At 68.9% G+C, this 21,095-nt stretch carries 25 protein-coding genes, 1 tRNA gene and 1 riboswitch; of the genes, 14 read left to right on the plus strand and 12 right to left on the minus strand.

Annotated elements, in window-relative coordinates; translation table 11 throughout:
• Window positions 1–141 precede the first annotated feature (141 nt).
• The 4 genes from ACIQ6Y_RS37885 to ACIQ6Y_RS37900 all read right to left on the minus strand — a co-directional run bounded on the left by ACIQ6Y_RS37885 (window position 142) and on the right by ACIQ6Y_RS37900 (window position 3,492).
• A complete protein-coding gene (locus ACIQ6Y_RS37885) occupies window positions 142–831 on the minus strand; it encodes a DUF1707 domain-containing protein (protein ID WP_404047019.1) in 690 nt (229 codons plus the stop codon).
• Between the two features lie 32 nt (window positions 832–863).
• Window positions 864–1,829, minus strand: a complete 966-nt coding sequence (locus tag ACIQ6Y_RS37890; RefSeq protein WP_404047022.1) for an ATP-binding cassette domain-containing protein — start codon at window positions 1,827–1,829, stop codon at window positions 864–866.
• Between the two features lie 6 nt (window positions 1,830–1,835).
• Window positions 1,836–2,600 carry an ABC transporter permease gene (locus ACIQ6Y_RS37895; protein WP_404047361.1) on the minus strand — a complete coding sequence of 255 codons (765 nt, stop codon included), beginning with the start codon at window positions 2,598–2,600 and terminating at the stop codon, window positions 1,836–1,838.
• A 91-nt stretch (window positions 2,601–2,691) separates the two neighbouring features.
• Window positions 2,692–3,492 carry an ABC transporter permease gene (locus ACIQ6Y_RS37900; protein WP_404047024.1) on the minus strand — a complete coding sequence of 267 codons (801 nt, stop codon included), beginning with the start codon at window positions 3,490–3,492 and terminating at the stop codon, window positions 2,692–2,694.
• Window positions 3,493–3,700: 208 nt separating this feature from the next.
• Here ACIQ6Y_RS37900 and ACIQ6Y_RS37905 point away from each other — a divergent pair, with 208 nt between their 5' ends.
• On the plus strand, window positions 3,701–6,109 hold the full coding sequence (locus ACIQ6Y_RS37905) for a transglycosylase domain-containing protein (RefSeq protein WP_404047027.1): 2,409 nt from the start codon (window positions 3,701–3,703) through the stop codon (window positions 6,107–6,109).
• 57 nt (window positions 6,110–6,166) lie between these two features.
• Here the strand turns inward: ACIQ6Y_RS37905 and ACIQ6Y_RS37910 are convergent, their stop codons facing one another.
• The 3 genes from ACIQ6Y_RS37910 to ACIQ6Y_RS37920 all read right to left on the minus strand — a co-directional run bounded on the left by ACIQ6Y_RS37910 (window position 6,167) and on the right by ACIQ6Y_RS37920 (window position 7,397).
• Window positions 6,167–6,487, minus strand: coding sequence for a multidrug efflux SMR transporter (locus ACIQ6Y_RS37910; RefSeq protein ID WP_239766353.1), 321 nt, complete (start codon window positions 6,485–6,487; stop codon window positions 6,167–6,169).
• Window positions 6,488–6,520: 33 nt separating this feature from the next.
• Window positions 6,521–6,611, minus strand: a riboswitch (guanidine-III (ykkC-III) riboswitch).
• A 59-nt stretch (window positions 6,612–6,670) separates the two neighbouring features.
• Window positions 6,671–6,973, minus strand: a complete 303-nt coding sequence (locus ACIQ6Y_RS37915) for a co-chaperone GroES (protein WP_203634995.1) — start codon at window positions 6,971–6,973, stop codon at window positions 6,671–6,673.
• 94 nt (window positions 6,974–7,067) lie between these two features.
• Complete coding sequence (locus ACIQ6Y_RS37920; RefSeq protein WP_404047031.1) at window positions 7,068–7,397, minus strand: DUF3618 domain-containing protein; 330 nt, start codon at window positions 7,395–7,397, stop codon at window positions 7,068–7,070.
• A 93-nt stretch (window positions 7,398–7,490) separates the two neighbouring features.
• Between ACIQ6Y_RS37920 and bcp the strand changes: the two genes are divergently transcribed.
• The 3 genes from bcp to ACIQ6Y_RS37935 all read left to right on the plus strand — a co-directional run bounded on the left by bcp (window position 7,491) and on the right by ACIQ6Y_RS37935 (window position 8,739).
• On the plus strand, window positions 7,491–7,958 hold the full coding sequence (gene bcp, locus ACIQ6Y_RS37925) for a thioredoxin-dependent thiol peroxidase (RefSeq protein ID WP_404047033.1): 468 nt from the start codon (window positions 7,491–7,493) through the stop codon (window positions 7,956–7,958).
• Window positions 7,959–8,059: 101 nt separating this feature from the next.
• Entirely contained in the window at window positions 8,060–8,635 is a 576-nt protein-coding gene (locus tag ACIQ6Y_RS37930) for an HNH endonuclease (protein WP_404047035.1), read from the plus strand.
• A 19-nt stretch (window positions 8,636–8,654) separates the two neighbouring features.
• Window positions 8,655–8,739, plus strand: a tRNA-Leu gene (locus tag ACIQ6Y_RS37935).
• Between the two features lie 43 nt (window positions 8,740–8,782).
• Here ACIQ6Y_RS37935 and rdgB read toward each other — a convergent pair.
• From rdgB to ACIQ6Y_RS37955, 4 genes are all read right to left on the minus strand, one after another.
• The gene (rdgB, locus tag ACIQ6Y_RS37940) at window positions 8,783–9,388 is read right to left on the minus strand and encodes an RdgB/HAM1 family non-canonical purine NTP pyrophosphatase (RefSeq protein WP_404047038.1); all 606 of its coding nucleotides are present in this window, start codon (window positions 9,386–9,388) and stop codon (window positions 8,783–8,785) included.
• A gap of 67 nt (window positions 9,389–9,455) precedes the next feature.
• Complete coding sequence (locus tag ACIQ6Y_RS37945; RefSeq protein ID WP_404047041.1) at window positions 9,456–9,857, minus strand: hypothetical protein; 402 nt, start codon at window positions 9,855–9,857, stop codon at window positions 9,456–9,458.
• A gap of 137 nt (window positions 9,858–9,994) precedes the next feature.
• The gene (gene rph, locus ACIQ6Y_RS37950; RefSeq protein ID WP_404047043.1) at window positions 9,995–10,720 is read right to left on the minus strand and encodes a ribonuclease PH; all 726 of its coding nucleotides are present in this window, start codon (window positions 10,718–10,720) and stop codon (window positions 9,995–9,997) included.
• A 77-nt stretch (window positions 10,721–10,797) separates the two neighbouring features.
• Window positions 10,798–11,031 carry a glucose PTS transporter subunit EIIB gene (locus tag ACIQ6Y_RS37955; protein ID WP_404047046.1) on the minus strand — a complete coding sequence of 78 codons (234 nt, stop codon included), beginning with the start codon at window positions 11,029–11,031 and terminating at the stop codon, window positions 10,798–10,800.
• 152 nt (window positions 11,032–11,183) lie between these two features.
• Here ACIQ6Y_RS37955 and ACIQ6Y_RS37960 point away from each other — a divergent pair, with 152 nt between their 5' ends.
• Window positions 11,184–12,473 carry a PTS transporter subunit EIIC gene (locus ACIQ6Y_RS37960; RefSeq protein ID WP_404047049.1) on the plus strand — a complete coding sequence of 430 codons (1,290 nt, stop codon included), beginning with the start codon at window positions 11,184–11,186 and terminating at the stop codon, window positions 12,471–12,473.
• 298 nt (window positions 12,474–12,771) lie between these two features.
• Window positions 12,772–14,034 (plus strand): PTS transporter subunit EIIC, encoded by a 1,263-nt coding sequence (locus tag ACIQ6Y_RS37965; protein ID WP_404047052.1) that lies wholly within the window; start codon window positions 12,772–12,774, stop codon window positions 14,032–14,034.
• 66 nt (window positions 14,035–14,100) lie between these two features.
• On the opposite strand, the gene ACIQ6Y_RS37970 is transcribed toward ACIQ6Y_RS37965, so the two are convergent.
• Window positions 14,101–14,853, minus strand: a complete 753-nt coding sequence (locus ACIQ6Y_RS37970; protein WP_404047055.1) for an MBL fold metallo-hydrolase — start codon at window positions 14,851–14,853, stop codon at window positions 14,101–14,103.
• A 450-nt stretch (window positions 14,854–15,303) separates the two neighbouring features.
• On the opposite strand from ACIQ6Y_RS37970, the gene ACIQ6Y_RS37975 reads away from it, so the two are divergent.
• The 8 genes from ACIQ6Y_RS37975 to ACIQ6Y_RS38010 all read left to right on the plus strand — a co-directional run bounded on the left by ACIQ6Y_RS37975 (window position 15,304) and on the right by ACIQ6Y_RS38010 (window position 20,945).
• Window positions 15,304–15,966: a hypothetical protein gene (locus ACIQ6Y_RS37975; protein WP_404047057.1), complete on the plus strand. Its 663-nt coding sequence runs from the start codon at window positions 15,304–15,306 to the stop codon at window positions 15,964–15,966.
• A complete protein-coding gene (locus ACIQ6Y_RS37980; RefSeq protein ID WP_404047363.1) occupies window positions 15,954–16,994 on the plus strand; it encodes a hypothetical protein in 1,041 nt (346 codons plus the stop codon). Before ACIQ6Y_RS37975 ends, ACIQ6Y_RS37980 begins: the two co-directional genes overlap by 13 nt.
• A gap of 22 nt (window positions 16,995–17,016) precedes the next feature.
• A complete protein-coding gene (locus ACIQ6Y_RS37985) occupies window positions 17,017–17,316 on the plus strand; it encodes a hypothetical protein (protein ID WP_404047060.1) in 300 nt (99 codons plus the stop codon).
• A 47-nt stretch (window positions 17,317–17,363) separates the two neighbouring features.
• A complete protein-coding gene (locus ACIQ6Y_RS37990; RefSeq protein ID WP_404047062.1) occupies window positions 17,364–18,644 on the plus strand; it encodes a putative T7SS-secreted protein in 1,281 nt (426 codons plus the stop codon).
• Window positions 18,645–18,700: 56 nt separating this feature from the next.
• On the plus strand, window positions 18,701–19,150 hold the full coding sequence (locus ACIQ6Y_RS37995; protein WP_404047065.1) for a hypothetical protein: 450 nt from the start codon (window positions 18,701–18,703) through the stop codon (window positions 19,148–19,150).
• A gap of 100 nt (window positions 19,151–19,250) precedes the next feature.
• Window positions 19,251–19,799: a hypothetical protein gene (locus tag ACIQ6Y_RS38000; RefSeq protein ID WP_404047067.1), complete on the plus strand. Its 549-nt coding sequence runs from the start codon at window positions 19,251–19,253 to the stop codon at window positions 19,797–19,799.
• A complete protein-coding gene (locus tag ACIQ6Y_RS38005; protein ID WP_404047070.1) occupies window positions 19,796–20,452 on the plus strand; it encodes a hypothetical protein in 657 nt (218 codons plus the stop codon). Before ACIQ6Y_RS38000 ends, ACIQ6Y_RS38005 begins: the two co-directional genes overlap by 4 nt.
• 82 nt (window positions 20,453–20,534) lie before the next feature.
• Window positions 20,535–20,945 (plus strand): type II toxin-antitoxin system PemK/MazF family toxin, encoded by a 411-nt coding sequence (locus ACIQ6Y_RS38010; protein ID WP_404047073.1) that lies wholly within the window; start codon window positions 20,535–20,537, stop codon window positions 20,943–20,945.
• Window positions 20,946–21,095: the final 150 nt, after the last annotated feature.

The raw sequence follows: 21,095 nt of genomic DNA on the forward strand, positions 1-21,095 counted from the left end.
GACAACGCGGCTGGGGGTCCCCCCACGCCCTTAAGGCAGTGGGGGAGTGCGTGCCAGACCCCGCGACGCCGGCATGATCCAAACGACAGGCCCTAGGGCCTGTCTTCCGCCTCCTGGCCGGCCTGATCCGGAAGACAGGCCCTAATCCCCGCCCCGCTCTCTCCGGTGCAGCTCATGCCGCGCAGCCTTACGCTCCAGCCGACGCCGCTCCCGATCGGCACGCGTGAGCTTGCGCTCCACCCCCACCCCACCCCAGAAGGCGAACCCGGTGATGACCACGCGCGGAGCGCCCGGCTCGCCCGGCACGCCCTCCTCGCTGTGGTCGAAGCCGCCCATGATGCCGATACCGCGGACGACGACCTCGACGCCGGGCGGCACGGTCACCTGCATCCCGCCCATGATCGCCACGCAGTTGATCACGACCTCGCGGTCGGCGAAGTTCGCCTCGCGCAGGTCGAGTTCGCCGCCGCCCCAGAAGGCGAAGCAGGTGAACTTGCGCGGCACGGTCCAGCGCCCCTTGCGCTGGAAGCCGCCCATCACCGCGAAGGCGCCCGTGGACGAGCCCTCCCCGCCGACGATCCGCGACGCCCAACTCCCCGTCTCCGCGGGCGCCTTGGTGAAAGACACCACGGACGGCGCGCCTCCCGGACCGGGCAGGTCACGCGTGATCGGGGTCAACTCGCCGTAGGTACGGGCCTGGTAGGTGGCCTCCAGCCGCTCCTCGAACTCCGCCATGTCCAGCCGGCCCTCCGCGAGGGCGTCCCGCAGGATCTCGGCGACCTGCTCACGGTCGGCGTCGGAGGCCCGCAGCTCCGGGGCATCGTCGGTCATACGAGCAGCCTACGAGGTCCGGGCCGCGCGCACTATGCGGTCGCCCTGCCCTCGTACATTCTCGCGATCACGGCCTCGATGTCCGGCTCCCGCACCGACAGGTCCACCAGCGGGAAACGGTCCGCGATCTCGGCGACCAGCGGCGCCGCCGACTGCGACGCCGGGAAGGCCAGCCACTGGCGCGGCCCCTCCACGCGGACCACCCGGGCGGGGGCGACCTCGATCGGCGGCATCTCGCGCTCCAGGTCGACGACCAGCGTCCGCTCGCTCTCCCCCGCCTCGTGCAGACCCGCGAGGGCGCCGTCGTACATCAGACGGCCGTGGTCGATGACCATCACCCGGGAGCAGAGCTGCTCGATGTCCTGGAGGTCGTGCGTGGTCAGCAGCACGGTCGTGCCGCGCTCGGTGTTCAGCTCCCGCAGGAACGCGCGCACCTTCGCCTTGGAGATGACGTCCAGGCCGATCGTCGGCTCGTCGAGGTAGAGCACCTCGGGATCGTGCAGCAGGGCGGCCGCGATGTCGCCGCGCATGCGCTGGCCGAGGGAGAGCTGCCGTACGGGGACCTCCAACAGGTCGGCCAGATCCAGCAGTTCCACGAGGCGGTCGAGGTTGGTGCGGTAGCGGGCGTCGGGGATGCGGTACATGCGGTGCATCAGCCGGTAGGAGTCGATCAGCGGCAGGTCCCACCACAGGGTCGTGCGCTGCCCGAAGACCACGCCGATGCGGTGCGCGAGCCGGACCCGCTCCCGGGCGGGCTCGATGCCGGCCACCCGCAGCCGGCCCCCGCTGGGGGTGAGGATGCCGGTCAGCATCTTGATCGTGGTCGACTTCCCGGCGCCGTTGGGGCCGATGTAGCCGACCATCTCGCCGCGCCCGATGGTGAAGGACAGCCCGTCGACCGCCCTCACCTGCTTGCGCTCCCGCTTCAGAAAGCCCGTCCTGCGGCGGACGTCGAAGACCTTCTCGACACCGTCCACCTCGATGAAATGCTCAGCCATCCGACCTCAACTCCCCGTGCTCCGATACGACCTCAGGCCCGCCCGCCACGCCAGCCCGGCCGGCACGCAGAACGCCACCGCGACCAGCGGCGTCAGGAACGCCGCCCACTGCGGCAGCCCGATCGGGTAGGGCCGGTCCAGCAGATAGGCGGCGGGCACCCAGTTGACGAAGGCCAGCGGCAGCAGGAAGGTCACCCCGCGCACCAGGTCCTTGCCGAACACGCCCGGCGGGTACTGCAGCAGGGTGTTCCCGCCGTACGTGAACGCGTTCTGCACCTCGGTCGCGTCCTGCGCCAGGAACTGGAAGGCGGCGCCCCCGACGAAGATCGCCCCGAAGATCACCGCGCCGCCGGCCAGCATCATCGGCACCAGCAGCACCTTCGGCAGACTCCAGGCGACATCCACCGACACCAGCCCGTACGCCAGCACCAGCACGCCCTGGGTGATCCGGCCCAGCCTGCGCAGCGCGAAGCGGTCGGCGCCGACCTGGGCGAGCACCGGCGCGGGCCGCACCAGGAGCGTGTCGAAGGAGCCGTCCCTGATCCGGGCGCCGAGGGAGTCCATCGAGCCCAGCGTCAGATCGGCAAAGCCGAACGCGGTCGCCGACAGGCCGTACAGCAGGGCGACCTCCGGCAGGGTCCAGCCGCCCAGCGAGTCGACCTGCGAGAACATCAGCAGGATGCCGACGAAGTCCAGCGCGGTCAGCAGCAGGTTGCCGATCACCGTCAGGAGGAAGGACGAGCGGTAGGCGACGGTGGAGCGGATCCACATCCCGGCGATCAGCCCATAGGCCCGCAGCCCCTCCCGGAACCGGGAACCGGCCCCCTCGAAGTACGCGCGGCCGGGCTCCGGCACAGCGCTGTCAGCCACCCTGCACCACCACCCGCCGGGTCGCGGCCTGCTGCACCAGCCGGCCCGCCGCGAGCAGCGCCACGGCCCACGCGGCCTGGAAGACGTACGCCCCGAGCGCCCCGGACGTGCCCATCAGCACATCGGCCGGCATCTGCAGCTGCGCCGCCCACGGCAGCCCCCGGGCGAGATCGCCGAGCACACCCGGGAAGGCGTTCAGCGGCAGCAGCATCCCCGAGAAGAAGACGCCCGTGACCATCACGGCCTGGGAGATCCCCCGGTCGTCCATGAGCCAGAACACACCCAGCGCGGCCAGGTAGCGGATGCCGAAGCTGACGAACATCGCGAGCAGCAGCGCCACGAAGAACGCGGCCCAGGCGGTGACGTCGGTGGGCAGCGCCATGTCGAAGACCAGCGCGCCGAAGGTGAACGGGATCACCCCGCGCCCGATCAGCTGGAACATCGACCGGCCCAAGTCGGTCGCCAGCCACCACAGCTGGAGGTCGGCGGGCCGGTACAGGTCGATCGCGATCTCGCCCGTGCGGATGCGCGCCATCAGGTCCTTCTCGGCGCCCCCGCCCTGGATCGCCAGCGTCGAGTACAGCGCCTGCCCCAGCCAGGCGTAGGTGACCGCCTGTGTCTGGTCGTACCCGCCGAGGTGAGGTCTCTCGTCCCACAGCGCCAGATACGTGGAGACGATGATCACGCCGAACACGGTGTTCGTGAACACCCCGGCGGCCGTCGCCGCCCGATAAGTGGCGTACCGTCGGAATCCCCCCGCCGCGACGGCCGCGTACAACCGTGCCGTCCCCACACCGCACCTCCCCCAGGAACCGCCTGCACACGCAAAGCGCAGGAGCCTACCGGGGGTGCGCGGCGACCTGCCACACAGTTTTCGGCGAACGCGTGCCGCTCTCCGGGAACGGAACGCGTGGTGCGAGAGTCTTCATCTGGGGGCGAAGAAGGCGTACGAGGGCGTACGGGAACGAACGTACGACGCGACACAGGAGTCCGTGCACGAGATGAGCGACGAGCCGCAGCCGCAGCGACCGGCCGAGGGCTGGGCACCGGGAACCGAGCCGGGGACCCCGGCGGGCGAGGTGCCGGGGGACGGCGCAAAGCCCAAGCGGCCCAAGCGCACCGGGTGGCGCCGACTGGTGCCGACCTGGCGGATGGTGCTGGGCACCTTCGTCGTCGGCGTCCTGCTGATCGCCGGCCTGTTCTTCCTCGGCTACTCGATGGTCAAGATCCCGCCGGCGAACGCGCTCGCGACCAAGCAGAGCAACGTCTACCTCTACGCCGACGGCAGCCAGCTGGCCCGCGACGGCGAGATCAACCGGGAGAACGTCTCCCTCGCGCAGATCTCCCTGGACGCCCAGCACGCCGTCCTGGCCGCCGAGGACCGCGACTTCTACTCCGAGTCGGCCGTCGACCCCAAGGCGATGGTCCGCGCCGCCTGGAACACCGCGACCGGCAAGGGCAAGCAGTCCGGCTCGACGATCACCCAGCAGTACGTGAAGAACTACTACCTCGCCCAGGAGCAGACCCTCACCCGCAAGGCGAAGGAGTTCTTCATCTCCATCAAGCTGGACCGCGAGACGTCCAAGGACGAGATCCTCCAGGGCTACCTCAACACCAGCTACTTCGGCCGCAACGCCTACGGCGTCCAGGCCGCGGCCCAGGCCTACTACGGCGTCGACGCCACCGAACTCGACGCCGCCAAGGGCGCCTACCTCGCGGCGCTGCTCAACGCGCCCAGCGAGTACGACGTGGTCGCGCACCCGGAGAACCGCCGGGCCGCCGAGGCCCGCTGGAACTACGTCCTGGACGGCATGGTCTCCGAAGGCTGGCTGTCCGCCGCCGAGCGGCAGGGCATCAAGTTCCCGGCGCCGAAGGAGGCCACCGTCTCCACCGGCCTGTCCGGGCAGCGCGGCTATGTCGTCGACGCGATCAAGCAGTACCTCACCGAGCACGACGTCCTCAGCACCGAGGAACTGGAGCGGGGCGGCTACCGCATCACCACCACGCTCCAGAAGAGCAAGCAGAACGCCTTCGTGAAGGCCGTGAACGACCAGCTGATGTCCAAGCTGGACAAGAAGAACCGCGAGGTCGACAACTACGTCCGCGCGGGCGGCGCCGCCGTCGAGCCGAAGACCGGCAAGGTCGTGGCGATGTACGGCGGCATCGACTACGTCAAGCAGTACACCAACGGCGCCACCCGCCGGGACTTCCAGGTCGGCTCCACCTTCAAGCCGTTCGTGTTCACCGCGGCCGCGCAGAACGCGTCCACCACCCAGGACGGCCGCCCCATCACCCCGAACACGGTCTACGACGGCACCAACGAGCGCCCGGTCGAGGGCTGGGACGGCGGCCACTACGCCCCGGAGAACGAGGACTACGTCGACTACGGCGACATCTCCGTCCGCGAGGCCACCGACAAGTCCGTGAACTCGGTGTTCGCCCAGATGGCGGTGGACGTGGGCGTCGAGAAGGTCAGGAAGACCGCGATCGGCCTGGGCCTGCCCGCCGACACCCCCGAGCTGCAGGAGGCCGGGCCGTCCATCGCGCTCGGCGTCGCGCAGGCCAGCGTGCTGGACATGGCGGAGGCGTACGCGACGCTCGCCAACCACGGCAAGCACGGCACGTACACCCTGGTCGAGAAGATCACCAAGGACGGCAGCGAGGAGATCCGGCTGCCCGCGCGCAGCACCGAGCAGGTCGTCAGCCGGGAGGCCGCCGACACCACCACGTCCATCCTGCAGAGCGTGGTCGAGAACGGAACCGCCTACGCCGCCCAGGAGGCGGGCCGCCCCGCCGCCGGCAAGACCGGCACGGCGGAGGACGACAAGGCCGCGTGGTTCGCGGGCTACACCCCCGACCTGGCCACCGTGGTCGCCGTGATGGGCCAGAACCCGGAGACGGCCGAGCACGAGCCGCTGTACAACGCACTGGGTCTGGACCGCATCAACGGCGGCGGGCCGCCCGGGGACATCTGGGCGCAGTTCACCCGGGACGCCCTGGAGGGCACGCCGGTCACCGACTTCGACCTGTGGGTGCAGGAGGAGGAGGGCACGTGGGACCTGCCGACCGAGGAGCCCTCCGAGGAGGAGCCCACGGACGAGCCGTCCACGCAGGCGCCGACCGAGGAGGAGGAAGAGCCCTCCGACACGCCGTCCCCCGGCGGTACGACGGACGGCGGGACCACCGGGGACAGCGGCGTGGTGACCGGCGGCGGAGGCGTCGTCACGGGCGGCACGACCGAGGGCGGGGGCGTCGTCACGGGCGGCACGACCGGCGACGGCGGGACGACCACGGACGGCGGCACCACCGGCGACGGGGGCACCACGGACGGCGGGACGGACGCCGGCGGCGGCGGGGGCGACACGGACGGCGGCCTGGTCACGGGCGGCGGAGACCTGAGAGGTCAGTGACCTGTTCGAGAGGTCCGTGGCCTTTTCGAGAGGTCAGTGGCCTGAGGTTTCGAGAGGTCAGTGGCCTGAGGTCGCCTTCAGGCCCACCACGGCGACCAGCAGCAGACAGATGAAGAAGATCCGGGCGGCGGTGGCCGGCTCACCGAGCACCACCATGCCGAGCACCGCCGCACCGGCCGCACCGATGCCGACCCAGACGCCGTAGGCGGTGCCGATGGGCAGCGTGCGGGCGGCGTAGGACAGCAGCACCATGCTGGCGACGATGCCGGCGCCGGTGAACAGGCTGGGGACGAGGCGGGTGAACCCGTCGGTGTACTTCATCCCGATCGACCAGCCGACCTCGAGCAGACCGGCGACGACGAGCAGAACCCAGGCCATGGGGAGCACCTCCGAGAGACAGACATGTCAGGGGGTGCGTCGTCTTTGCGCGTCCGCCGCGGTGCGGCGGCCCCGGTACGGCGCGTCTCGTCGGGGGTCTCCTTCGAATCTAGCAAGAAAACGAGTGAGGGGCCGGTGACGATGGTCACCGGCCCCTCACCCGGGCATTGATTCAAAGGTAATTCAGAGATACAGGCCGGTGGAGTCCTCGGACCCCTCGAACCGGTCGGCGGCGACGGCGTGCAGGTCGCGCTCGCGCATCAGCACGTACGCGGTGCCGCGCACCTCCACCTCGGCACGGTCCTCCGGGTCGTACAGGACGCGGTCCCCGGGCTCCACGGTCCGTACGTTCTGCCCCACCGCGACGACCTCCGCCCACGCCAGCCGACGGCCCACGGCGGCCGTGGCGGGGATCAGGATGCCGCCGCCGGAACGCCGCTCGCCCTCGCTGGTGTCCTGCCGCACGAGGACTCGGTCGTGCAGCATGCGGATGGGCAGCTTGTCGTGATGGGTGCTGTCGTTTCTGTTGGCGCTCACACCTCGAACCTACCTGCCTTCAGCACATGAGGACGCGAGAGGGTCAGCCCCTGCGGCGCCGGGTGCCGAGGGCGAGCAGCCCGACGACACCGACGGCGAGGAGCGCGACCGGAAGGACCCGCTCCAGGCGAGGCGCTCCCTCGTCGTCCACGAACTTCTCCCTGACCTCGGTCACGACCCGGTTGACCTGCACATAGGCCTTGCCCAGGGTGTGATCGACATTCGCCACGACCTTGGCCTTGGCGTCGCCGACGATGGTCTTCGGGTGCACCCGCACGCCGATCTCGTCGAGCGTCTCGGCCAGCACTTCGCGGCGGCGCCTGATGTCCGCCTCGATCTGCGCCGGGGTTCTGGTGTCCGACGTGTCCGCCACCGTACGGCCTCCGTGTCTGCTGATGCTGTCCCGGACAGTCTGTCAGCTCAACGCCCGCCCGCACTGTCAGGACCCCCGGTTAGTCTCGTTGGCATGAGCGAACGACTTCAGCCCGGGGACGTGGCCCCCGCCTTCACCCTCCCCGACGCGGACGGCAACGAGGTCTCCCTGTCGGACCACAAGGGCCGCAAGGTCATCGTGTACTTCTACCCCGCCGCCCTCACGCCCGGCTGCACCAAGCAGGCCTGCGACTTCACGGACAACCTCGACCTCCTGGCCGGCGCCGGCTACGACGTCATCGGCATCTCCCCCGACGCCCCGGACAAGCTGGCCAAGTTCCGTGACAAGGAGTCCCTGAAGGTCACGCTGCTGGCGGACCCGGAGAAGACGGTCACGGAGTCCTACGGCGCCTTCGGCGAGAAGAAGAACTACGGCAAGACCTACATGGGCGTCATCCGCTCCACGATCGTCGTCGACGAGGAGGGCAAGGTCGAACGAGCCCTCTACAACGTCCGCGCGACGGGACACGTGGCCAAGATCATCAAGGATCTGGGCATCTGATCGACCCACCCCGCTCCGGCTCGAACCGGCGTGACCATCCGCTCCTCGGATCGCTGATCCGTGGGAAGGGGGAACGTCCGGTCGGGCCGGGAGGGGGACGGGTGGACCATGAGGCACTCACCTCCGCGGTGAGCCAGTCGCGCACATGGAACGAACTGATGCGCCGGCTTGGCCTCAAGCCCAGCGGAGGTCAGCGGCGCGCGCTCCAGCGGGAGGTTGCCGCACACGGCATCGACATCAGCCACTTCACCAGGCACCGGTACTCGGACCCGGCCATAGCCGCGGCGGCGGCGTGCTCCTCGACCTTGCGGGAGGTGGCCCTGAAGCTCGCCGCGACTCCCGCAACCGGCACGCTTGCCCATATCCGGCGCCGCATCGAGGCCGCCGGCCTCGACACCAGCCATTTCAAGCGGCGGAGCTGGGGAGCGGCTCCACGACCGCGCTCACGGGCCGCGGACGAGTGCGTGTCCTGCGGCAACAACGGGGAATGGCTCGGGCAGTCGATCACGCTCCAGATCGACCACATCGACGGCGACTGGCTCGACAACCGCGCGGAAAACCTTCGCTACCTCTGCCCTAACTGCCCTGCGCTGACCGCCACATGGTGTCGCAAGAAGGCCCGGCGCGGGGAGAGCGGGCACCCCCGTACACTGTGGTCACCTGACGGCACCGGCTAGCCGGATGTCCGTTTTTAGGGCGGTCGTGGCGAAATAGGCGATACGCGCGGGTTTTAGGTGCCCGTGGGAGAAATCCCGTGTGGGTTCGAGTCCCACCGACCGCACTCTTCTTCGGTTCGTGCGCCGGCGGGACCGAACCGGTCGCTGTCAGCCCCCCAACAGCTCCCGCACCACAGGCACGAGTCCCCTGAACGCCTTGCCCCGGTGGCTGATCGCGTTCTTCTCGGCCGGGGTCAGCTCCGCGCAGGTGCGGGTCTCGCCCTCGGGCTGGAGGATCGGGTCGTAGCCGAAGCCGCCGGTGCCGGCGGGGGTGTGGCGCAGGGTGCCCAGGAGGCGGCCCTCGACGACGCGCTCCGTGCCGTCGGGCAGGGCGAGGGCGGCGGCGCAGGCGAAGTGGGCACCGCGGTGTTCGTCGGCGATGTCGGAGAGCTGGGCGAGGAGCAGGTCGAGGTTGGCCCGGTCGTCGCCGTGCCGGCCGGCCCAGCGGGCGGAGAAGATGCCGGGGGCGCCGTTCAGGACGTCGACACAGAGGCCGGAGTCGTCGGCGACGGCGGGCAGGCCGGTGGCCTGGGCGAGGGCGTGCGCCTTGAGCAGGGCGTTCTCGGCGAAGGTGACGCCGGTTTCCTTGACATCGGGGACGTCGGGGTAGGCGTCGGCGCCGACGAGTTCGTGCGGCAGCCCTGCGTCGGCGAGGATCGCCCTCAGCTCGGTGATCTTTCCGGCGTTGCGGGTGGCGAGGATCAAGCGGGTCATGGCGTCCAGTATCGCGGTACGGCCATGACCCGCTCGCGGTGCCTCACGAGCGGCACCCGGAAGTGCCTTACGGCGTGCAGACCTTGGTGAGTTCGCCGGCCGCGTCGGTGACGCCGCTGATGTCGGGCGTCTCGTCGCCGTTGTCGATGGCGGTGGTGACCTCGGTCAGTGCCTTGCGCAGGTCCTCGGTGGCCTTGTCGAGGTCGGCGTCGCCGGTCTCGGTGTCTATCTTGTCGAGGCTCTCACCGACGGCGTCGATGGCCTCGTCGGTCTTGCCGGGGTCGTCGGCGGCGTTCTCGACCGCCTGCTGGAGGTCGGTCACGGCATCGGCGACGGCGTCGGCGGTCTCGACGCAGTTCAGCGCCTTGTCGACGGCGTCGCAGCCGGTGGTCAGGCCGGCCGTCAGCACGACGGCCGCCAGGGTGGCGGCGACGGCTGCGGTACGGCGGCGTCGGCGGCTCGCGGCCATGGAAACGGTCCCTCCCTCTGGGCCTTGCGGCCCCTCAACGGCCGGGCGCACAGGGGTGAGCCGGTGCGCCCGTATTCCTAGTGACGCGGCGGCGGGCGGCCCGGTTGCCCGGACCGCCCGCCGTCACTGTCGGTGCGTTACTGCGCGAGCGCCTTGGTCTGCAGCGCGGCCAGGTCGGCGCAGCCGGCGACCGCGAGGTCGAGCAGGGCGTCGAGTTCGTCGCGCGCGAAGGGCTGGGCCTCGGCGGTGCCCTGGACCTCGACGAAGCGTCCGTCGCCGGTGCAGACGACGTTCATGTCGGTCTCGGCCCGTACGTCCTCCTCGTAGCAGAGGTCGAGGAGGGGGACGCCGCCGACGATGCCGACGGAGACGGCGGAGACGCTGCCGGTCAGGGGCTTGCGGCCGGGCTTGATCAGCTTCTTGCCCTGGGCCCAGGCGATGGCGTCGGCGAGGGCGACGTAGGCGCCGGTGATGGCTGCCGTACGGGTGCCGCCGTCGGCCTGGAGGACGTCGCAGTCCAGGACGATCGTGTTCTCGCCGAGGGCCTTGTAGTCGATGACGGCGCGCAGGGAGCGGCCGATGAGGCGGGAGATCTCGTGGGTGCGGCCGCCGATCCTGCCCTTGACGGCCTCGCGGTCGCCGCGGGTGTTGGTGGCGCGGGGCAGCATGGAGTACTCCGCGGTGACCCAGCCCTCGCCGCTGCCCTTGCGCCAGCGCGGGACGCCTTCGGTGAAGGAGGCGGTGCAGAGGACCTTCGTGTCACCGAAGGAGACGAGGACGGAGCCCTCGGCGTGCTTGCTCCAGCCGCGCTCGATGGTGACCGGGCGGAGCTGTTCGGGGGTGCGGCCGTCGATTCGAGACATGGCCACGAGCCTATCGGGAGCAGCGCGAGGGGCTCCTCCCGCGGTGGGAAGAGCCCCTTACAGGTGAACCGGGAGGCTCACATCATGTCTTCGATGTCCGCGGCGATCGGGTCGGCGTCGGTGCCGATGACGACCTGGACGGCGGTGCCCATCTTCACGACGCCGTGGGCGCCGGCGGCCTTCAGGGCGGCCTCGTCGACCAGCGAAGGGTCGTGGACCTCGGTGCGCAGGCGGGTGATGCAGCCCTCGACCTCTTCGATGTTGTCGATGCCGCCGAGCCCGGCAACGATCTTCTCAGCCTTGCTGGCCATGTTCTTTCTCCCTGATCCGAACCGCTTTGTCGCAGTAACCCACAGTTGGCCCATTTTCGCGAGCGATTGTGCCGCTGGTACCGAAAGATGACGTCACAGCAACGAAATCGTCCGTGACTGGTCTACACCACCTGACAGGCGGTCGCCAAACCATGAGTGAAGAAGCCGTCAGCCCCCCGCGCGCTCGCTGGAACAACCTGTTCCAGGGGCTGCAGAAGATGGGCCGCAGCCTTCAGCTCCCCATCGCCGTGCTGCCGGCGGCGGGCATCCTCAACCGGCTCGGCCAGCCGGACGTGTTCGGCAAGGACGGGCTCGGCTGGACGGACGTGTCCAAGGTCATGGCGGGCGCGGGCGGCGCGCTGCTGGACGGGGCGCTGGGGCTGCCGCTGCTGTTCTGTGTGGGTGTGGCCATCGGTATGGCGAAGAAGTCCGACGGTTCGACGGCGCTGGCCGCGCTGGCGGGGTTTCTCGTCTACTACAACGTGCTGCGCCAGTTCCCGGAGGACTGCCCGGCGGGGACGAAGCCGGTCCCCAACATCGGCTGCCAGGGCAACATCGACGCGACGGTGACGGCGTTCACCTACCAGAACCCGGGCGTCTTCGGCGGCATCGTGATGGGCCTGCTGGCGGCGTTCTTCTGGCAGCGCTACCACCGCACCAAGCTGGTGGACTGGCTGGGCTTCTTCAACGGGCGTCGGCTGGTGCCGATCATCATGGCGTTCGTCGCGATCGCCTTCGCGGCCCTGTGCCTGTGGGTCTGGCCGCCGATCGGTGACGCGCTGGAGAGCTTCAGCGACTGGCTGAGCGACGCGGGCGCCTGGGGTGCGGGCATCTTCGGCATCGCGAACCGTGCGCTGCTGGTGATCGGGCTGCACCAGTTCCTGAACGTGCCGATCTGGTTCCAGTTCGGGACGTACACCAAGCCGGACGGCTCCGCGGTGCACGGCGACATCAACATGTTCCTGGCGGGCGACCCGGACGCGGGCCAGTTCCTCACCGGTTTCTTCCCGATCATGATGTTCGCCCTGCCGGCGGCCGCTCTGGCGATCACCCACACCGCCCGCCCCGAGCGCCGCAAGGAGGTCGGCGGCCTGATGCTCTCGGTGGCCCTGACCTCGTTCGTGACGGGCATCACCGAGCCGATCGAGTACTCGTTCCTGTTCATCGCGCCCGCGCTGTACGCGGTGCACGCGCTGCTGACGGGCGTCTCGATGGCGGTGACCTGGGCCCTGGGCGTCCACGACGGCTTCAGCTTCTCGGCCGGCCTCATCGACTACATCATCAACTGGAACCTGGCCACGAAACCGTGGCTGATCATCCCCATCGGCCTGGTCTTCGCGGCCGTCTACTACGCCGTCTTCCGCTTCGCGATCACAAAGTTCGACCTCAAGACACCCGGCCGCGAGCCGGAGGAGGAACACGAGGACGTCACCAAGGCCTGAACTCCCCGCCCCTCAAGGCCCCTTGGACCCCCGGTCCGAGGGGCCTTTCCGTCGCCCTTTCCGTGACCCTTTGCGCGGCCTTTCGCGTGGCCTTTTGCGTCGCCCCGCCGGGCACTGCGCGTAGCGCCGCGGTAGCAGGAATCGCGGGTTCCTTATACGCCCTTCACCGTGCTACAACAGGTCTACACCACTGAGTGGTGTAGACCATGCGGAGGTCCCGAACGGGCGCCGCAACCCACCTGAGACGCCGCCGTCCCTTCCCATGTCCTGGGCGGCGCCTTGCCCACTGGAGGAAGTTGTGACCACGGCCAGCGCCGCTCCCGCGGCCGACAAGAAGGGCGCCGGGGTGATGTCGGTCCTGCAGCGCATCGGCCGCAGCCTCATGCTGCCGGTTGCCGTGCTGCCGGCCGCCGCCCTCCTGGTGCGCCTCGGCAACACCGACATGCTCGGTCGCCCAGAGTTCCCGACCTTCCTCACGAAGATCGCGGGCTTCATGGCGGCGGGCGGCAACGCGATCCTCGACAACATGGCGCTGCTGTTCGCCGTGGGTATCGCGATCGGCTTCGCGAAGAAGTCGGACGGCTCCACGGCGCTCGCGGCCGTCGCCGGCTACCTCGTGTTCAAGAACGTGCTGGCCACGTTCACGGACGGCAGCCTGCCCAAGAAGGAAGCCATAGTCGACGGCAAGATCGTGATGGTCGAGCAGGCCGTCGACGCCAAGGTCCTCGGCGGTGTGGTCATGGGCCTCGTCGTGGCCCTGCTCTACCAGCGCTTCTACCGCACCAAGCTGCCCGACTGGGCGGGCTTCTTCGGTGGCCGCCGCCTGGTCCCGATCCTGTCGGCCTTCGCGGGTCTGATCATCGGCATCGTCTTCGGCTACATCTGGCCGATCCTCGGTACGGGTCTGCACAACTTCGGTGAGTGGCTGGTCGGCTCCGGCGCCGTCGGCGCGGGCATCTTCGGTGTGGCCAACCGTGCGCTGATCCCGATCGGCATGCACCACCTGCTGAACTCCTTCCCGTGGTTCCAGGCCGGCGAGTACCAGGGCAAGAGCGGCGACATCGGCCGCTTCCTGGCGGGTGACCCGGCCGCGGGCCAGTTCATGACCGGCTTCTTCCCGATCATGATGTTCGCCCTCCCGGCCGCCTGCCTCGCGATCGTCCACTGCGCCCGCCCGGAGCGCCGCAAGGTCGTCGGCGGCATGATGTTCTCCCTTGCACTGACCTCCTTCGTCACCGGTGTCACCGAGCCGATCGAGTTCACCTTCATGTTCATCGCGCCGGTGCTGTACGCGATCCACGCGGTCCTCACCGGTGTCTCGATGGCTCTGACCTGGGCGCTCGGCATGAAGGACGGCTTCGGCTTCTCGGCCGGTGCGGTCGACTTCTTCCTGAACCTGGGCATCGCGACCAACCCGTGGGGCCTGGCCCTGGTGGGCCTGTGCTTCGCCGCGGTCTACTACGTGGTCTTCCGCTTCGCGATCGTCAGGTTCAACCTGCCGACGCCGGGCCGCGAGTCCGACGAGGAACTGGCCGAGCTGTTGAAGGCCGAGGCCAAGTAACAGCACGCGGGACGAGGAAGGCCCCGGGAGCGGTGGACGCTCCCGGGGCCTTCCCCTGTTCAGCACTCAGATCTCGTACGACATCCTCGGCGCCGCCAGCTCCACCGGCCCGCTGTACACCGCACGGGCGTCCGCGAGGTTGATGTGGGGGTCCGTCCACGGCGGGATGTGGGTGAGGACCAGGCGGCGGACCCCGGCGCGGGTCGCTGTCTCGCCGGCCTCGCGGCCGTTGAGGTGCAGGTCGGGGATGTTCTCCTTGCCGTGCGTGAAGGCGGCCTCGCACAGGAAGAGGTCGGTGTCGCGCGCCAGTTCGTCGAGGACGGGCGTGACGCCCGTGTCGCCGGAGTACGTCAGCGACCTGCCGCCGTGCTCGATCCGGATGGCGTACGCCTCCACCGGATGGGCCACCCGCTCGGTGTGGACCGTGAACGGGCCGATCTCGAACGTGGACGGCTTGACCGTGTGGAAGTCGAAGACCTCGCTCATCGAGGAGGCCGAGGGGGTGTCGGCGTAGGCCGTGGTCAGACGATGCTCCGTGCCCTCGGGGCCGTACACGGGGAGGGGGGCGCAGCGACCGCCGTCGTGCCGGTAGTAGCGCGCGACGAAGTACGCGCACATGTCGATGCAGTGGTCGGCGTGCAGATGGCTGAGGAAGATCGCGTCGAGGTCGTAGAGACCGCAGTGGCGCTGCAGCTCGCCCAGGGCGCCATTGCCCATGTCGAGGAGCAGCCGGAAGCCGTCGGCCTCGACGAGGTAGCTCGAGCAGGCCGATTCCGCGGACGGGAACGACCCCGAGCAGCCGACGACGGTGAGCTTCATGAAGCAGAAACCTCCGCTGGCGGGATGTGAAAGACGGGGGTCGTGCGGTCCGTCGAGCGTAAGGCGCAAAACGTCCGGTCGCTCCTCCGCCAGGGGCTGTTGTGGGCGAACTCACCTGAAGAGCGCCGCCATCCGAGCTACCCGGTGATCAGCTGTTCGACGAAGGTCCGAGGCCACATCACCCGCGTTGTCAGGTGCAGGGCGACGGCGTCCCGCGGAAGGCACGATGACTGGACTCTTGAGGCTGACATTCGACTGTCATACACAGGTTCGCAAACTGCGTTGCATTACGAAACGTGGGGCAGTGCGACTCGGCGGCCCACGAGGGACTTCTGCCGAGTTATGCCCAATTTGCAGCCCTCATTTGACGCAATCACACCTGTTGTCACCCAGATCCCATCGATAGCGTTAGCACACTCTTGAGAACCCTCGCCCCACCGGGAGCCACCCGTGAACCGCCGCCCCGCCCTGCTCGCTGCCGTTGCGCTGACCGTCGTCACGGCTTTGTCGCTGTCCGCCTGCGGGAGCGGCGAAGACAGCGCCAAGGGCAACGACAAGATCGCGGGAGCGGACACAGGGGACGGCTCGTCGAACTCGGCTTCGCCGAGTGCCGGCGCATCGCACACCGCAGACCGGCCGGGCATGGCGTTACCCAAGGACATGAAGAGTGTCTTCGAAGGCTGGAAGACGGGGAATGCGACGAAGGATGCCGCTCTGGCCGACGCGGAACGAGCACTCGGCTCGGTTGACGACGCGATCGCCCGAGGTGACACGAGGTCGAAGGCGCTCGCCTTCTACTACCAAGACGGCGCGCTCATCAGTGAAGTCAAGTGGGTCAAGGCATGGCTTGACGCCAACATCACCTGGACGGGAACCATCCGCTACTTCGATCCACAGGTGACGCTTCGCGACAACAAGACGGCTGTCGTCATCTACTGCGCCGACGACAGCAAGGCGTACAACAAGGACCGAAAGACCGGCAAGGTGGACAGGACGCCGGCCGGCGAGAGTCCCTACGTCCTTTACAACACTCGTTTGAACAAGAGCGACGAGGGCGTGTGGGTGACCAGCGGCCTATACACCGAGCGAGGGCACGAGCGGTGCGGCGCCTGATCACACCGCTCCGGACCGGCGCCCTTACGCTTCTCGCTCTTGTTCCGGCAGGAATTCCGGATGCCGCACGGGCGACACCGGGGCCCGCCCCCTCCGTGACCGAAGTCGACTCCGACACATCGGCCAAGGTCGACGGCGAGACGGTTTCGGCGTCCGCTGCAGGCGTGGTCGTCTACGACCGCTCGAAGAACGGCAGCGGAGAATCGGCCGGCGCCGTCACGTCGACCACGTCCTGGACGCCTCCCGCCTGCTACTACGCGCCGAGGTACACGCCCAAGGAACTCGAGTCACAGATGCGGCAGGTATGGGCGAGCAGCGCGCCCAGCCCGGAATGGGCACGGAAAACGCAGGACTACTTCGTCAACGGCAAGCCCTACAAGGACTTCAACAAGGACAAGGCGGGCAGGGGCTACTGGTGGGACGCATACGTCACTGAGGGACGCGAGGCGGACCCGGCCTCTCAGAACTGCGACAAGACGCCCTTCTGGGTCGACAAAGGTGACGCACCGCCTGCCGACGCCCTCCAAGCCGTCTCCCCCGAAGTGCTCGCCCAGCTCGCCTACGCCCAGATCCGCGTCCCGTCGACCAAGGTCGACCTGGCTCCGGAGGGCACCACGAAGGTGAATCTCCCGACCTGGGCATGGCTGGACGCGGCGAAGTTCAAGCCGGTGTCCGTCACCGCTTCCCTCCCGCTGCTCGGTCTCAGCGCGACGACCGCCGCCGAGCCGGCCTCGCTGAAGCTCACCCCGGGCACGAGCGATGCCGTCACGTACCCCGCTTCCGGTGGGTGCGAGATCCGCAAGGGGCAGATCGGTGAGCCTTACGCCAAGGGCAAGGCCGACGAGGCCCCGCCGTGCGGGGTGAGGTATCTGCGTTCCTCCGGTGAGGGCTCGTACAAACTCCAGGCGACCACCGCCTGGAAGATCAGCTGGACGAGCACGACGGGGCAGGGTGGCGACCTTCCGAATGGCACGTTCGGAGCTGATCAGGATGTCGTGGTTCAGGAGATCCAGGCCGTCAATCGGTGATGGGTGAGACACGGGAACGGATATGTCGAGGAAATCGGATCTCCAGGTCGACTACGACCTTCTGTCCACCAGCGCCAAGCAACTCGCGCAGATTCGCCGTGAATTCCAGGGCCTGGAGCAGTGGAAGCAGGACATCAGGTCCCTGCTCGGCGACAGCGGCGTCCAGAGCGCCATGGATGAATTCGTCGACAACTGGGACAAGAACCGCAAGCGGCTGGTCAAGGAGATCGAGGAGGTCGGGAACATGGTCAAGACGACCAGCGACGCCTTCAAGGGACTCGACGACGACTTGGCCAACGCCACCAAGGGCAGGAAGAAGTAGCGCCTTGGACGGACACGGACCGATGGCAATTCTCAAGGGGAGCATTCATGGCACGGCCGGCTGACTGGGCGCCGCTCGCAGAGGCCGATCCCGTTCCAGGAGACCCGGAAGGGATCCGGCGCGAGGTCACGCACATGAAGAATGTGGCCGCGAAGCTGCGCACCCAGGCCGCCGCTATGCAGGCGATCGCGGACTGCGACGGGCTGAAGGGCAAGTACGCGGACGAACTCGGCGACAAGGCGCGCGGACTCGAGCGCAGGCTGGACCTTGCACAGGACCGGTACCGCAAGGTGAAAGGGCACCTCGACGGCTGGGCGAACGATATGGAGACCGCCCAGAAGAAGGCCGACCGGGCTCTGGAGGATGCCAAGGACGCTCAACGCATCCTCGACGCCCATAAGCCGGACACCGCGAAACAGGGCTCCGACAAGACCACGGCGTCCGAGGATCCGGCCGTCGAGCGAGCGGAGGAGGATCTGGAGGCGGCCCGCCGCAAGCTGACTTCCGCAGTGTCCTTCTACAGCGAGCGCGCGGACCACTACGCGGGCAAGATCCGGTCGACGATCGACGACGACATGGAAGACAGCTGGTGGAACAACCTCAAAGCTTGGGTGGCGGACGCGGACTGGCTGGGAGAGTGGGCCGACAGACTGAGCTGGCTCGCGACAGCACTGTCCGTCGTTGCGGTGTTCTTTCCTGCTGTCGGCGGCATTGTCGTCGTCCTCACCGCAATCGTCGTCGGCGTCCACTTGCTCATGGCCTTGACGGGAAACGGCTCCTGGATGGACGTTCTCATGGACATCGGCGCGTTCAAGATGGCGCGCAACGGCGTGAGAGCGGCCAAAGCCGTCAAGGGCCTCCAGCGGGAATCCCGGGCGATTGCCGAGGGGCTGGCGAAGCAGCAGGCCAAACGAACGGCCACTCGCGCGAGTGCCGCACGCCGAGCAACCGTCGGTGGCAAGGCAGGACGGCTGCACAGGCTCGCGGACGGGAACAAGGCACGCGCTGCGGCGAGGGAAGTACGCGACGCGCCCCTGCCCGAGGCGACAAGGGCAGGCACTGCCGGCGCCATGGGGGACAAGCTGATGAAGCAGCGCATCGATGACATCCGCAGAGCCCGAGATGCCTTCCCCGGTAATCATGCGCTGCAGAAGAACGCTGCCGAGGCCGAGCGGCAGCTCGGCATCCAGCGTGCCTCATGGGGAGTAGGAACCGGACTGGATCTCGGCGACAAGACCGCGGACAACTGGGACCCCCTCATCGGAGGAACGTACGGCGAGACCAAGGGCGACCTGACAGCCCCGCTTCCCGGGACATCACAGTGGTGAGGCGCCGTCCTCCGCAGCAGGAGCCGTCGAGCCCAGAGGCGGCCCGCGCAGAGAACGTGAAGCAGGCCCGGAGGCGGGCGCGACACTCCGGTTCGCAGCAAGGGCAGGCAGGGGACCCGCAGCCGCCCGAGGCGGAACGCGCGGTCATCAGGCGGGGAGAGAAACTGCGATGGCTGATCCTCATCGCGGGCGTGCTCGCCCTGCTTCGGCTGTTCGTCAGTGACGGCCTGCGCGGCTCGCTGGGCCTCCTGCCGCTGCCCACATGGGAGTGGGATGTCGCGGCATTCACGCCGTTGCTGACGCTCTTCATGCTCTGGGACGCTCACACCCGTGAGCGGTTCACGCTGTTGTCCGGAGAACTCCGATGGGTGAGTGGCCTGTACCTCGTCTATGCGCTTCCTGGCGCACTGGCCGGTCGCTGGCAACTGTGGCCGGCGGTCTCCTTCAGCATCGCCGTCTTCGTCGGCATCTGGTACACGAACAGGCAGGTGGGCACCCGTGGTTGAGCCGACGTCTCCCCCTGCCGGCTATCAGCTGCTCTTACCTTCGGACTGGGTCCAAGTCCCACTGCGGCCGGGAAGCGCGGAGGAGGCCGTACGCTCCGTCGTGACCTCGGCCTTCGCCCGCGTTCCGGCTGACGTGCCACGAGACAAGCTTGCCCGGCTGCGGCTCGAACTCGAACGTCGGCTGAGGGCCGCCGTAGCCGACGCGCGGAAGGCCGAGGCGCTGGAGCTCTACCTGCCAATGCGGCTGGCGGGCGAGGTGAATCTCGGTGCGTCGATCATCGTTTCACAAGCGCGGGTACCTGCCCCCGTCGTGTCGGGCGTCTCCGCCGGCGACCTGTCCGATCCGGCCGATGTCGCGGTGCAACTGATGGCAGATGGCGAAGCTGCAGACGCAGAGGTGAGCAGCGGGGAGGTGGACGGCGCCCTCGCCGTGCGGAGGGAACGCGTCATGAGCGCTGCCCCGGAGCAGGGAGTGGAGCTGGCCAGCCGACGGGTCGACTACTTCGTCTCCGTGCCCGGTGATCCGGGCCGCTGGTTCGTGGCTGCCTTCTCCACCATCGGGGCTGGAGACCCGCGGGATGACCTCGCCGACGCTTTGGTCGAGTGGTTCGATGCCCTGATGACGACGTTCCGCTGGAGCTGGACATGACCGACTCCCCGGTCGAGCTGGAGCACGAGTTCAGCCCCGACATCGACTACGACCCGAACCGCTGGCTGGAGCTTCCTCCGCGCTGGGACGAGGAGTGGCAGGACATCGACGCCTGGACACGTACGTGCGCCGGCCTTTTCTGGCGGGCGCACGGCCTGGATCCAGGGGAGTCGGGAATCCCCTTCCTCGCGGACACACTGAGGCGTTTCGCGGAGGCCTTCGCCCCCGAGCCCTTCGATACGCGGGTTTTGCTTCGTATGTGGGAACCGACGAGCATGCCTCTCCAGCTCTTCGCCACGGTCAAGCCGGCCCAAGGCGACCGCGAGCAGACGCTGCGTGCCCTCGTCGGAGCGGAGGACCCGGACGCCGTGGAGCCGCCGGTCGTCGAGTCCTTCCGCACAGAGCTGCTCGGCGAAGGGCTGCGGGCATTCCGCTATCTGCGGCAGAGTGACGCTCCCGAGGTGCTCGCCGCCCTCCGCTACGCCTGGCGCGACGACGAACTCGGCGCCGATGTGTTGCTGTGGACGGCCACGGACGACACCGCGCAGATCATCCGGGCCGCTTCGGACATCGAAGAGCTGGCGCACAAGGTGAGCGTGGCGGTGTGGGACCTCGAACCGGAGGACGACACCTCGCCGGACACGAGGCCGTAGAGACCGGTTCGGCTGGACCCGGGGCGTGTGCCGTGTGTCGGAGGGCGCGCGGGGTGGTGGGTGCGCCGGTACCTTCGTCGGTATGGACACGTCCTGGTGGCTGGCGCTCGGTGTGGTGGCGCTGCTCGGTGTCGCGGCCGCGCTGGTGTGGCGGGGCCGGGCCGGGCGGGCGGTGGGCGTGGAGCGGCCGCGGCCTGCCGAGATCTGGTGGGCGAACGTGCCCTTCGAGGACGGGCCGGGGGCGAAGGACCGGCCGTGTCTGGTGCTGGCGGTGCGGGGGCGGCGGGCCACCGTGGCGAAGATCAGCAGCCGGTTCCGTGACGAGCGGGCCGGGGTCGTGCCGCTGCCGCCGGGCGCTGTCGGTGATGCCCAGGGGCGGGCCAGTTTTCTGGAGACCGACGAGCTGCGTGAGGTGCCGGTGTGTGAGTTCCGCCGGAGGGTGGGGGTGATGGACCCGGTTCTCTGGGACCAGGTCCGTCACCTTGCGAGCTAGGGCCTGTCTTCCGGATCAGGTCGGCTGAAAGGGACTGCACTTCTCGGCCGGGTCGAGCGGGGTCTGGTGCGTGCAGCTGCAAGGCGGAGGAGGGCGTCGACGCGATGGGGGTCCCCCCCGCTCGAGCGAAGCCGAAAGTGGGGGAGTCGG

Origin of the sequence: Streptomyces sp. NPDC096205 (assembly GCF_044763135.1) — a bacterium.
Taxonomy (GTDB): Bacteria; Actinomycetota; Actinomycetes; order Streptomycetales; family Streptomycetaceae; genus Streptomyces.

Excerpts from the sequence above, each read along its gene's own strand:
- ACIQ6Y_RS37885 (WP_404047019.1), bottom strand. The coding sequence starts at position 831 with ATGACCGACGATGCCCCGGAGCTGCGGGCCTCCGACGCCGACCGTGAG.
- ACIQ6Y_RS37890 (WP_404047022.1), bottom strand. The coding sequence starts at position 1,829 with ATGGCTGAGCATTTCATCGAGGTGGACGGTGTCGAGAAGGTCTTCGAC.
- ACIQ6Y_RS37895 (WP_404047361.1), bottom strand. The coding sequence starts at position 2,600 with ATGTGGATCCGCTCCACCGTCGCCTACCGCTCGTCCTTCCTCCTGACG.
- ACIQ6Y_RS37905 (WP_404047027.1), top strand. The coding sequence starts at position 3,701 with ATGAGCGACGAGCCGCAGCCGCAGCGACCGGCCGAGGGCTGGGCACCG.
- ACIQ6Y_RS37910 (WP_239766353.1), bottom strand. The coding sequence starts at position 6,487 with ATGGCCTGGGTTCTGCTCGTCGTCGCCGGTCTGCTCGAGGTCGGCTGG.
- ACIQ6Y_RS37915 (WP_203634995.1), bottom strand. The coding sequence starts at position 6,973 with ATGCTGCACGACCGAGTCCTCGTGCGGCAGGACACCAGCGAGGGCGAG.
- bcp (WP_404047033.1), top strand. The coding sequence starts at position 7,491 with ATGAGCGAACGACTTCAGCCCGGGGACGTGGCCCCCGCCTTCACCCTC.
- rdgB (WP_404047038.1), bottom strand. The coding sequence starts at position 9,388 with ATGACCCGCTTGATCCTCGCCACCCGCAACGCCGGAAAGATCACCGAG.
- ACIQ6Y_RS37945 (WP_404047041.1), bottom strand. The coding sequence starts at position 9,857 with ATGGCCGCGAGCCGCCGACGCCGCCGTACCGCAGCCGTCGCCGCCACC.
- rph (WP_404047043.1), bottom strand. The coding sequence starts at position 10,720 with ATGTCTCGAATCGACGGCCGCACCCCCGAACAGCTCCGCCCGGTCACC.
- ACIQ6Y_RS37955 (WP_404047046.1), bottom strand. The coding sequence starts at position 11,031 with ATGGCCAGCAAGGCTGAGAAGATCGTTGCCGGGCTCGGCGGCATCGAC.
- ACIQ6Y_RS37960 (WP_404047049.1), top strand. The coding sequence starts at position 11,184 with ATGAGTGAAGAAGCCGTCAGCCCCCCGCGCGCTCGCTGGAACAACCTG.
- ACIQ6Y_RS37970 (WP_404047055.1), bottom strand. The coding sequence starts at position 14,853 with ATGAAGCTCACCGTCGTCGGCTGCTCGGGGTCGTTCCCGTCCGCGGAA.
- ACIQ6Y_RS37985 (WP_404047060.1), top strand. The coding sequence starts at position 17,017 with ATGTCGAGGAAATCGGATCTCCAGGTCGACTACGACCTTCTGTCCACC.
- ACIQ6Y_RS37990 (WP_404047062.1), top strand. The coding sequence starts at position 17,364 with ATGGCACGGCCGGCTGACTGGGCGCCGCTCGCAGAGGCCGATCCCGTT.
- ACIQ6Y_RS38005 (WP_404047070.1), top strand. The coding sequence starts at position 19,796 with ATGACCGACTCCCCGGTCGAGCTGGAGCACGAGTTCAGCCCCGACATC.
- ACIQ6Y_RS38010 (WP_404047073.1), top strand. The coding sequence starts at position 20,535 with ATGGACACGTCCTGGTGGCTGGCGCTCGGTGTGGTGGCGCTGCTCGGT.